The sequence below is a fragment of the Pseudomonas sp. GW460-12-10-14-TSB1 genome (assembly GCF_017349775.1).
Taxonomy (GTDB): Bacteria; Pseudomonadota; Gammaproteobacteria; order Pseudomonadales; family Pseudomonadaceae; genus Aquipseudomonas; species Aquipseudomonas piscium.
Genome location: NZ_JACNAC010000098.1, coordinates 1 through 11,431 on the forward strand (window position 1 = coordinate 1; position 11,431 = coordinate 11,431).

Consider the following 11,431-nt stretch of genomic DNA (forward strand, 5'->3'; position numbering starts at 1 on the left):
CGTTTGCCAAAAGTGACCCGCCGTAAGGGCGGAACCCTAAGTCGCCGTTACCGCAGAAACGGATATGTACCCCATCCAAAAAATGCAGCGCCAAAACAGACGCCATCGCGGGCAATCGAGCGTCGACCGGCCGCTCCTACAGTAGAAGCGGGTTTGCCCGCGATGGCACTGAAAGACTCAGAACGACAACGGATAGCTGACGATCACCCGAGTCTGATCAAAGTCGCTATTGAAGCTGCGCCGATTGGTAGCGTTATTCACCCGCACACTGAGGTTCTTCAGGCTCCCACTCTGAAAGGTGTACCCCACCTCCGTATCCCGCTCCCACTCCTTGCCATTGCTCCCAACCTTGGTCGTGGCATTCTCGCCATGCCCATAACGCACCATGGCCAACAACCCCGGCACGCCCATGGCGGCAAAGTTGTAGTCATAACGCACCTGCCAGGAACGCTCGTCGGCGTTGCTGAAGTTGCCGTTGAACATATCGTTGCCCAGGGTCCGGCCGCTGCTGCCATACACCGACATCCACGGGCTGTCGCCACTGACCTTCTGCAAGCCCAGGTACAGGGTATGGCCAGCGGTTGAGGCCGAGAGCAAGGCATAGGCAGTGCGGCTCTGGATCTCGCCGATGCGCGCCTGGCCGTCATCCTTGTCGATGAAGTAGCCGAGGTTCGCCCCCAACACCCAGTCGCCCACCGGCTGCTTGTGCAGCAGGTTGAAGTAGCTCTGCTGATAGATGTCTTCCAGCTGCGCATGCCAGGCGCCGATCAAGGTGCGCTGCTGGTTGAAGCGGTACTCGGCGCCGGCGTAGGTGAAGCCATCGGAGGTCACCCCGGGCGCGGCCCAGGCCGAGAGGTCCTGCATGTCCGAGGAGTTGCGCAGGCTCACCGAACGGTACTGCCCGGCCTGCAACCCCAGCCCGGCGATTTCCCGCGAATCGAGCATCGCCCCACGGAAGGTCTGCGGCAGCAGCCGGCCATCGTCGTAACGCAGCAACGGGATGTCCGGCAGCAACTCGCCGACCTTCAGCTCAGTGGCAGAAATACGCATTTTCGCCGCCACGCCAGCGCGGCCGTAGTTGTCCGCCGCGCGCCCGTCGCCATGCACCGGCAGCAGCTCGGAACCACTGGTGCCACGCCCGCTGTCGAGCTTGACGCCAAACATGGCGATGCCGTCCAGGCCGAACCCGACGACACCCGGGGTATAGCCGGAATTGAACTTGAGGATAAAACCCTGGGCCCATTCCTCGACCTTGCTCTTGGCCGCCCCCGGATCGCGAAAATCCCGATTGAAGTAATAGTTGCGCAGCACCAGGTCAGTCTTTGCGTCTTTGAAAAAGCCGCCTTCTTCGGCCCAGGCCGGCAGGCCCGTGCCCAGTGCCAATGAAGCCGCGGCCAGCGAGCGCGCGAGGATGCAGTGAGAGGTGTTCATTATTATTGTTCTCCGCTTTGCATAGGCGCAGCCGTTCCCCGACAGGCCGCTCCAGGCCCGCCTCCTATCGGCTGCAAAAATGCCCGGTCTCTCTTTTGGCAAAGACCGGGCGATATCGTCAGCTCAACGCATCAGAAGGGATAACGACGCGCCGAGTGCTGCACGCTGATCCAGTGATCGCGGGTAAATTCGTCGATCGCCCAGTCGCCATTGAAGCGCCCGAGCCCCGAGTTCTTTTCCCCACCGAAGGGCGCGTTGGCCTCGTCGTTCACCGGGATATCGTTGATATGGGTCATGCCCGCGCGAATCTGCCGGGCGAAGTTCACCCCACGCTCCAGGTTGCGGCTGAACACCGCGCTGGACAGGCCGAACTCGCTGGCGTTAGCCAGCTCCAGGGCGTGGGCCTCGTCCCGCGCGCGCAGCAGCCCCACCAGCGGGCCGAAGATTTCATTGCGCGCCAGGTCCATGTCGACTGTGACCTCGCCGTAGACATGGGGCGCCAGCAGATTGCCCTGGGCCCCGCCCTCGTAGAGCGGCTCGGCGCCTTCGCGGCGGGCCAGTTCGATCTTCTCGCGCAGGCCTTGCAACTGCCGCTCGTTGATCACCGGGCCGATGACCGTCTCGATCGATTGCGGATCGCCGACCTTGAGGCCCTTGGCCCGTTCGACGAAACGCTCGGCAAAGGCGTCGTAGAGGCTGTCGTCGACAATGATCCGGTTGACCGCCATGCAGATCTGCCCCTGGTGCAGGAACTTGCCGAACACCGCCGCGTTCACCGCCTGTTCGAGATCGGCGTCGGCCAGGACCACGAACGGGCTGTTGCCGCCCAGTTCCAGGGCCACATGCTTGAGGTGCGCGCCGCCGCTGGCGATACGGCCGATGCCACGACCCACCGGGGTGGAACCGGTGAAGGTGATCAACGAGGGAATCGGATGCTCGACAAAGGCATCGCCGATCTCGCTGCCCGCCCCCACCACCACGCTGAGCACGCCCGCCGGCAGGCCGGCCTCCTCGAAAATCTTCGCCAGCAGCAGACCGCCGCACACCGGCGTATCGCTGGCCGGCTTGACCACCACCGCGTTGCCCAAAGCCAGCGCTGGGGCGATGGAGCGCTGGGTCAGGTGCAGAGGGAAGTTCCACGGGCTGATGACCCCGACCACCCCCAGGGCACTGCGATAGACCCGGCTTTCCTTGCCCGGCACATCGGACTCGAGAATGCGGCCGTGGACCCGCGCCGGGAACGATGCCGACTCCAGGGCGATGGCCCGCGCCGCGCCCCACTCCAATTGCGCCTTGAGCCGGGTGCTGCCGGACTCGCGAATGATCCAGTCGATGATTTCCTCGCGGCGCCGGTCGAACACCGCCACCACCTGATGCAGCACCGCCGCCCGCGCCGACGGCCCGAGCGCCGCCCATTGCGGCTGTACTTCGGCAGCCTTGGCATAGGCGGCATCCAGGTCCGCGCGGTTGGCCTGGGCCACTTCCAGCAACAGCGCGCCGTCGAACGGGTTGCTCACCGCCAGGGTTTTACCGGCAGCGCCGGCGCGCCACTCCCCGGCGATGGGTTGCAGGTGCAGATCGCTGTAGACAGCTGGGGACTCACTCATGACAAAACTCCTCGAAGGCAGGACTCACAGGAAAGATGGGCTCGCGACTCAGGGCGTCGAACCGGGTTTACGTGGCTATTCATGACCGCCTCCGATGGCCGCCCGCGCCTCGATCAGGCGCAGCAGCCCCAGCAGGGTTTCGGTGTGCGGCACAGCGATGCCGGCCTGGCGCGCCCTGGCCAGGACCTCGCCGTTGATCGCGCCGATTTCCGTGGGTCGCCCGGCCAGCACGTCTTGCAGCATCGACGGCTTGTGCGTCCGGTGGTGGGCAATGGCATAAGCCACAGTCTCCAGGCAGCGCTGCGCATCCGTTGCCACCCCCACCGACTGCGCGACGCTGAGCACCTCCAGCACGATGGCCCGGGCCAGCGCCACGCCTTCCGGCGCGGCATCCAGTTGCCCCACCGTGCAACCGGTGACGGCGCACAAGCTGTTCAAGGCCGCGTTGAACGCCACCTTCTCCCAGATCGTGGTCCAGACCCGCGGGTCCACCGCGCATTGCAGCCCCGCCGCCTCCAGCACCGCGGCAACCTGGCTGCAGCCCTGGCGTTCGACACCATCCAGCGACAGCACCCGGACCACGCCCTGGCCATGGGAACGGACATGGGCAGGCCCAGCCATGTCGGCGGGCCAGGTGGTCATGCCGATCATCACCCGCTCCGGGGCGACGTGGCGGCACAGCGCTTCGGCGTTGCCCAGGCCATTCTGCAAGGTCAGCACCAGGCTGTGCTCGCCGATATGGCCGGCAATACCGCGCAGCGCATTGTCGGTGTGCTGGGCCTTGGTGAAGACCAGCAACAGGTCAGGCTGGCCCGTCACCTGTTCCGGTCGGCAGGCGCTCAGGCCGCCGATGCGCCGGTCGCCGCAGTCGGTCTCCAAGCGCAAGCCCTGGCGACGGATCGCCTCCAGATGCGCGTCGTTGATGTCCAGCAGCCTGACCTGCTGCCCGCTTTCCGCCAGCAGGCCGCCAAACAGCGAGCCCATGGCGCCCGCCCCGAGAATGCTGATGTTCATCGAACCTCCTTATGGTTGTGAGGGTTGATCGGCAAGGTGCTGCTTGTCGGCCCGGGTTGATCCAGGCGCCCGCCGGGGAATATGTCGGCGCACCAGCACCAGGGCGATCAGCGCCAAGACCATCACCGTTCCCAGCAACGTCAGATAGCCGTGGGCACCGCCCTGGGTGATCACCGTGGCGCCGACGAAGGCGCTGAGGATCGCGCCCATGCGCCCGAAGGCCAGGGCCGATGCGGTACCCGTGGCACGCACGGCGGTGGGATAGATAAAGGCGCACAGCGCATAGAGGGTGGACTGCACCGCGTTGACGAACAAACCGTGCACGCCAAAGCCGAAGATCAGCAGGCTGGTGTTCTGGTCGACGTCCAGGGTTTGCATGGCGAAGGCGCTGGCCGCGCCGCCGGCGCAACAGATCAACAGCGGCCAGAACGAGCCCCAGCGGGTCATGGCCACCGCGCAGACCAGCGCGCCGATCACCCCGCCCAGGTTGTAGGCGGTAAGGCCGGAGCTGGCCAGCGCCAGCGGCAAACCTTCGGCCAGGAGCATGGTCGGCAGCCAGCTGAAGGCGCTGTAGACGGCGGTCAGGCACATGAAGAACGCCACCCAGACCGCCAGGGTATCGCGCCCGTAGCCGGGGGCGAACAAGGCACGGAAGCCGCCCTGCTGCTCGCTCTTCTGCTCCAGCGCATCGGTGTAGCGCACGCCTTCGGGCATGGGCCGGCCCATGCGCCCCAGCAGCGCGGTCAACTCGCCCCAACGCTGCGGCCGGCGCGCCAGGAAGCGCGGCGACTCCGGCAAGGTCGCCAGCAGCAACAGCCCCAGCACGATGGGCAGGCTGCCGCCGATAAAGAACAGCGTGCGCCAGCCATACAGCGGCAGTACGTGGGAGGCGAACAGCCCCGCCAGCATCCCGCCCAGGGGCACACAGACGATGGTCGCCGTGACCGCCAGGGTGCGGCGGCGCGCCGGGGTGAACTCGGCAGTCATGGTGGTGGCGCTGGGCAAGGCACCGCCGATGCCCAGCCCGGCGATGAAACGCAGCGCCGCCACGGTCAGGGCATCCGGCGAGAGGCCGATGGCGCAGGTCGCGGTGCCGAACAGGATCACGCTGGCGATGACCGCCATGCGCCGGCCGAAACGATCGGCGAACAGCCCGGCACAGGCACTGCCGATGCCCATGCCGATCAGCCCGGCGGCCACCGCGGGGGCGAAAGCCTCGCGGGTGATCCCCCATTCCTTGATCATCAGCGGTATGGCGAAACCGATGAGCTGACCGTCGAAACCGTCCATCACGATGGACAACGCGGCCAGCAACACCACGATCTTCTGCATCCCGGTGTAGGGCCCGTCATCGAGCAGGGTGCCGATGTCGGCGCTGGCGGAAACCGGGCTCGACCGCTGGGGCGTAGCCTCCATCACTTCACTGACCGAAGTCGTGTTCATAGCCACCTCTTTTTATTGTTGTGGTGAGTGTGCGCAAGGCGCGGTTGGCATTGCCGGGCCTTCAGCCCGGCGAGGAACTCAGTCCTTGATGATCAGGGTTCGATGGTCAGGGTCGGCACCTCGATCAGTACCGGGCGATTGCCGGCCAGGGCCGCGCTGAAGGCGGCGGCGAACTCGGCGCGGGTCGCCGCATGCAACGCCTGCACGCCGTAGCCCTGGGCGATGGCGCAGAAGTCCAGGCCCGGCACGTCCAGCCCAGGCGCATCGGCCACCTGCAGCACATCGGCAAACCAGCGCAGCGCGCCGTAGGTGCCGTTCTTGAGAATGATGAACACCACCGGGATGCCGTACTGGGCAGCGGTCCAGAGCGCGGTGATGCCGTAGTTGGCCGAGCCGTCGCCGATGATCGCCACCACCCGCCGCCCGGGCGTCGCCAGTTGCACGCCGACCGCGGCCGGCAAGCCGAAGCCGAGACCGCCGGCGGCGGGAAAGAAGTAACTGCCGGGCTCGCTCATCTCCACCCGCTGCCAGAACGCGCCGACGGTGGAGGTGGACTCCTTGACGTAGATCGCGTCCCGCGGCGCCAGCTGGTTGATCAGGTCGAACACTGTTTCCGGGCGCAGCAGGCCGCCCTCCTCGCGCACCGGCGCCGGCAGCGGCAAGGCGCTCGGCAGCGGCCGCTCGCTCTGTGGCAGCACCTCGACCAGGGCTTCGAGGGTCAGGGCGATATCGCCCACCAGCGCATCACCCATGGGCGCCCGCGCCGCCTCACCCGGGTCGCAGGTCAGGTGCACCAGTTCACAATCCGCCGGCAGGTAATCGCCCGGGGCGTATTGGTGGTAGCGGAACACCGGGGCACCCACCACCAGGATCAGGTCGTGCTCGGCCAGGCAGCGGCTGATCCCGGCGATGGCCGCCGGCAGCACGCCACGGAAGCACGGATGACGGGTGGGGAACGGACAACGCGAAGCGGAAGGCGCGACCCAGGCCGGCATGCGCAGTTTTTCCGCCAGCTGCACCGCCAGGCCGTTGCTGCCGCTGCCGTCGACATCCGGGCCGAGCACCAGCACCGGGCTACGCGCCGCCGCCAGACGCTCGGCCAGCGCCTGCAGTTGCGCCGTCGAAGGCAGGCCGGCGCTGGCCACCTGGCGCCGCGCCAGATGCTCGACACCGGCCGGCGCCGCGCAGGCCCAGTCGTCATAAGGAATCGACACATACACCGGCCCGCGTGGCGCCAGGTTGGCCATATGGATCGCCTGGCTCAGGGTGCGCGGCACGTCCTGGGCCGAGGCCGGTTCGTGGCTCCACTTGACCAGGGGCTTGGGCAGCTGCGCCGCATCGACGTTGGCCAGCATCGCTTCCACGCCGACCATCGAGCGCACCTGCTGGCCGGCGGTGATCACCAGCGGGCTGTGGGAGTACCAGGCATTGGTCAGCGCGCCCATGCCGTTGCCGGTACCGGCGGCGGCATGCAGGTTGACGAAGGTCGGCTTGCCGGTGGCCAGGGCGTAACCGTCGGCCATGCCGACCACCGCGCCTTCGTGCAGGCCGAGGATGTAGCGGAAATCCTCGGGAAAACCCTTGAGAAACGGCAGCTCGTTGGACCCAGGGTTGCCGAAGATGGTGGTCAGGCCTTGCTCGCGAAGAATCTCGTAGGACGCAGAGTGAACGGTTTTCATAAGGACCCTTGTTGTTAGGTTTCGGGTTACTCTTGCAGCCGCTACAAAATTGATCAAATCGATACTATCTCTATCAAAAATAAGACCTATCTATATCTGAGGGGCGCCATGAGCCACATCGATCTGAACCTGATCCGCACCTTCGTCACCCTCTACGAAGCCCGCAGCGTGACCCTGGCCGCCGAGCGCCTGTTCATCACCCAGCCCTCGGTCAGCTATGGCCTGGCACGCCTGCGCGAGCTGTTCGACGACGCCCTGTTCAGCCGCACCCGCGACGGCATCCAGCCGACCTTTGTCGCCGAACAGCTGTACAGCCCCTTGCGCGAATCCCTGACCCGCATCGAAAGCACCGTGCAGAGCTGCCGCCAGTTCGACCCGGCGAGCACCGAGCGGCGCTTTCGCATCGCCCTCTCCGACCTCGGCGAAATCGGCTTTTTGCCGCTGATCCTGGCGCGTCTGAACCAGGACGCGCCGCTGGCCGAAGTCGAGGTCCTGCCGCTGCAGGTGGACCAGGTCGGCGAGTGGCTGGCCAGCGGCAAGGTCGATGCTGCGATCTGCCGCCAACCGGTCCCCGGCGTCCGCAGCCGGGTGCTGATGCACGAGCGTTATGTGTGCCTGCTCAGCACCGGCCACCCACGCATCGACCAGCAACTGAGCCTCGAACAGTTCCTCGCCGAACGGCACGTCGCCGTGACCCGCACCACCGGCCACGGCAATGTCGAAGACGTGCTGAAAAACATGAACGTCGAACGGCGTATCAGCCTGCATGTGCCGCACTTCTCGGTGCTGCCGAAAATCATTCCCGGCACCGACCTGCTGGCGGTGCTGCCGGCGCAGATCGCCCGGCTGTTCATCCACGAGGGCGAGCTGAAGATGCTCGAACTGCCGTTCCCGGTGGCCGAGTTCGCCGTGTCCCTGAACTGGCACCCCAACAGCGACAGCTCCGCCGCCCTGCGCTGGTTCTGCGACACCATCGCCGACGCCATCATCAGCGGCCAGGGCCAGAACTAGACGCCGGCCATCGCTGGCTGCGTCCGGGCCCGGGTCGGCTTGAGCAGCAACAGGCAGCCGGCGGCGATCACGAACACGCTGGCAAACACCCCGTACAGATGCAGCGGCTGCCAGCCGCCATCCAGCAGGAAGCCGGCCACAGTCGGCGAGAGAATCGCGCCGATACGGCCAATGCCGATGCCCCAGCCGACGCCCGTGGCGCGCACCGAGGCGTCGTAGACCACTGGCGACAGCGCATAGAGGCCGGCCACGCAGCCGTTGGAAAACAACCCGATCAGCAGCCCCAGGCCCAGCGCCGCGGCAATCGACGAGGCCGAGCCGACAAACAGCACCAGCAGGCCGGCGGTGACCAGCATGAACAGCGCCAGCACCCGGCCCAGCGGCCAGCGCGAGGCCAGGCCGCCGATCAGCGCCGCGCCGAAGATCCCGCCGACACTCAGCAGCACCCCTCCGGTGATCCCCTGCTGCGCCGAGAGCCCGGCGGCCACCAGCAGTTTCGGGGTCCAGCTCATGACGAAGTAGAAGCCGAACATCACCAGGAAAAACAGCAGCCAGATCAGCAAGGTGGTGCGACGCATGGCCGGCGCCAGCAATTGGCCGAAACCGCTGGGCGCGCCGGGTTGCCTGGGCACCTCTGGCGGCAACTGTTCAAGCTCAGGCTGCTCCAGGCGCCGGGCCAGGCGATTGACCCGTACCAGGGCATTGCCGGGGCGGCGGGCAAGCAGGAAGTCCAGGGATTCGGGCAGCCACAGCAGCACCAGAGGAATCACCAGCCAGGTCACCGCACCGCCGAACAGGAACACCGAGCGCCAGCCCCAATGGCCCAGCAACCACACCGCCAACAACCCGCCCAGGGTCGCGCCCAGGGCATAACCGGTGGATTGCAGGCTGACCGCGAGACCTCTCCAGCGCTTGCTGGAATACTCGCTGGCGATCACGTTGCTGCTGGCCAGGATGCCGCCGATGCCAAGACCGGTCAGGCCGCGCAGCAGCGCCAGTTGCAGAGGTGTCTGGCTCAGGGCCGAGAGCAGCATGCCGAGCCCGGACAGCGCCAGGCAGAACAGGATCAGCGGGCGCCTGCCGAACCGATCGGCCCAGGGCGCGATAAACAGCGAACCCGCCGCCATGCCGAACAACCCGGCGCTGAGCAGCAGGCCGACCTGCGCCCCGTTCAAGCCCCACTCGGCCGACACCGAGGCCGCGGTGAAGGCCATCACCAGCACGTCGAAACCGTCGATCATGTTCAAGACAATGCAGATGCCAATGGCCAGGCACTGGAAGGCACTCATCGGGCCGCTGTCCACGCGGCTCTTCAGGTCGAGCGTCATGACCGCACCTCCCCAGCGCATAGCGGCGACAGCGAGAAGGAAAACAGCAGCGTGCACACAGACAGGCGGCGGACGGAACCCAGGCAGTTCCGCGCCCTTGATAAGCCATTCATGACGAGACCCTTCTTGTAGTTTTTATCGGGTGACGGTCGGGAGGGGCCCGCCATCGCCAGGTGGCTAATCAATCACCCAATGGATCCACTAACAAGAGACGAGATCGAGGGGATCCCTGGAAAAATCGCTTAAATCTCTGGAAAAACGCTGAGGTTTTTTTATTTAAAAGATAAAAATCAATAACTTAACAAAATTGTCATTGGCTGATATTTGCGGGCGATTATCGACCAGACTTGGAAGGCACGGGTCGCCGAGGATCCTCTGGCTGTGAACGGCTACAGAGTCCGGCAACATTGGATCCAATAAATCAAAATCCTCAAGGCAAACGCACGGCTTTTCATCAATGGACCGACAGTCCGCCTCAAGGGTTGTGACCTTATCTTTTAATACCTCGCCCCGGGTCAGCCGCCACATTTTGTAAAGCTTCCCCAGCCACAGATTGGCGAAATGATTATTGGGCTGGTGAGCGCATCTGCTAAAACGCGGTTTTTATCCGTGCGCGGTGCCACAGCCCATGTCCTCCTCGTTCCTCTCGCGCTGGCGATCTCGCCGGTGGTCTCTGCTCGGCATGGCTACCCTGTTGATAGGCCTGCCGGTGGGCTGCCAGGTGCTGGAGCACAAGGAGCGCGAACTGGTGTTTCGCGTCGAACCGGGCAACGCCAGCTGGTATCGCGGCCTGCCGGCCGGGGTGCGCGAGCTGGAGTTCAAGGGCGACAGCCTCAAACCCGAACAGAACATTCATGCCTGGTGGTGGCCGGCCCAGCGGGCCGATGCACCGGCCATCCTCTATCTGCACGGGGTGCGCTGGAACCTCACCGGGCAGCTGTTCCGCATCGAGCAACTGCACGCCCTGGGGTTCTCGGTGCTGGCCATCGACTATCGCGGCTTCGGCCAGAGCCTCGGCGAGCCGCCGTCGGAAACCAGCGTCTATGAGGACGCGCGGATTGCCTGGGAGCAGTTGCAGAAGCTGCAACCCGACGCCGGCAAACGCCTGATCTACGGCCATTCCCTGGGCGGCGCGGTGGCGGTGGAACTGGCCGCGCAACTGGGGCAACAGGCGGTCAGCGACGGCACGCCGATTCCGGCCCGTGGGTTGATCGTCGAATCCTCGTTCACCTCTCTGGCCGCTATCGCCGCCGAACTGGGCAACACCTCGCTGCCGGTGCGCTGGCTGCTGTCGCAGAAGTTCGACTCCCTCGACAAGATTGCCCACATCGGCATGCCGCTGCTGATCGTCCACGGTCTGGACGACCGTTACGTGCCCGCGCGCTTCAGCCAGCAACTGTTCGACGCCGCGCAGCAGCCCAAGCAACTGCTGCTGGTCCCCGGGGCCACCCACAACAACAGCATGCGCCTGGCTGGCGAGCGCTATCGCCAGGCCCTGAATACTCTACTGCACGCCCGGCCGGCGAAGGTCGCCGCAGCAGTGCCGGCCCGCGTGCCGACCAGCTGAACCTCGAACCAGCACCGTTGCCGTTACGCCCTCCTGCATCAGCGGAATGACCTCGTCCTTAGACAACCTGTAACAACTCCGGCTGGCCCAGGCACCGCTTAAATGAGATGGTCCCCTGTTGATTGTTTTGGAGGCATGTCATGACTACATTTCAATTCATCGCAGGCATGGTCTTTTGTCTGGCGGGACTGGGCGTGAGGGCCTACCTGGCCGTGCAGCATCCCGGGGAAGAAAAGGCCTGGCGCTCGTCCAGCGCGCGAAAGTCCGCCAAGTAAGCCTTGCCCCCGCCCCTGAGTACCGCTGATGGCCTCCCGGCCAGCCCCGCCTGGGCCAGGTGGAGGCCCATGGAAA

The 11,431-nt window shown here is 65.6% G+C and carries 9 protein-coding genes; 3 read left to right on the plus strand and 6 right to left on the minus strand.

Translation table 11 applies throughout. The features are described 5' to 3' along the window. Positions 1-177: 177 nt before the first annotated feature. The 5 genes from J4D52_RS29775 to mdlC form a co-directional block, all read right to left on the minus strand. Positions 178-1,431: an OprD family porin gene (locus tag J4D52_RS29775; RefSeq protein ID WP_063430049.1), complete on the minus strand. Its 1,254-nt coding sequence runs from the start codon at positions 1,429-1,431 to the stop codon at positions 178-180. A 131-nt stretch (positions 1,432-1,562) separates the two neighbouring features. Continuing rightward, on the minus strand, positions 1,563-3,038 hold the full coding sequence (locus tag J4D52_RS29780; RefSeq protein WP_063430047.1) for an aldehyde dehydrogenase family protein: 1,476 nt from the start codon (positions 3,036-3,038) through the stop codon (positions 1,563-1,565). 75 nt (positions 3,039-3,113) lie between these two features. Then, positions 3,114-4,052: a ketopantoate reductase family protein gene (locus J4D52_RS29785; protein WP_063430045.1), complete on the minus strand. Its 939-nt coding sequence runs from the start codon at positions 4,050-4,052 to the stop codon at positions 3,114-3,116. A gap of 9 nt (positions 4,053-4,061) precedes the next feature. Continuing rightward, complete coding sequence (locus J4D52_RS29790; protein ID WP_063430043.1) at positions 4,062-5,495, minus strand: MFS transporter; 1,434 nt, start codon at positions 5,493-5,495, stop codon at positions 4,062-4,064. 92 nt (positions 5,496-5,587) lie between these two features. Next, the gene (gene mdlC / locus J4D52_RS29795; protein ID WP_063430041.1) at positions 5,588-7,174 is read right to left on the minus strand and encodes a benzoylformate decarboxylase; all 1,587 of its coding nucleotides are present in this window, start codon (positions 7,172-7,174) and stop codon (positions 5,588-5,590) included. Between the two features lie 108 nt (positions 7,175-7,282). On the opposite strand from mdlC, the gene J4D52_RS29800 reads away from it, so the two are divergent. After that, positions 7,283-8,185 carry a LysR family transcriptional regulator gene (locus J4D52_RS29800; protein ID WP_063430039.1) on the plus strand — a complete coding sequence of 301 codons (903 nt, stop codon included), beginning with the start codon at positions 7,283-7,285 and terminating at the stop codon, positions 8,183-8,185. Here J4D52_RS29800 and J4D52_RS29805 read toward each other — a convergent pair. Next, complete coding sequence (locus tag J4D52_RS29805) at positions 8,182-9,513, minus strand: MFS transporter (RefSeq protein WP_102678203.1); 1,332 nt, start codon at positions 9,511-9,513, stop codon at positions 8,182-8,184. The genes J4D52_RS29800 and J4D52_RS29805 overlap by 4 nt on opposite strands. Positions 9,514-10,141: 628 nt before the next feature. Between J4D52_RS29805 and J4D52_RS29810 the strand changes: the two genes are divergently transcribed. After that, complete coding sequence (locus J4D52_RS29810; protein ID WP_102678270.1) at positions 10,142-11,080, plus strand: alpha/beta hydrolase; 939 nt, start codon at positions 10,142-10,144, stop codon at positions 11,078-11,080. Between the two features lie 140 nt (positions 11,081-11,220). Continuing rightward, positions 11,221-11,355: a hypothetical protein gene (locus tag J4D52_RS30635; protein ID WP_256581588.1), complete on the plus strand. Its 135-nt coding sequence runs from the start codon at positions 11,221-11,223 to the stop codon at positions 11,353-11,355. The last annotated feature ends 76 nt before the right edge of the window (positions 11,356-11,431 follow it).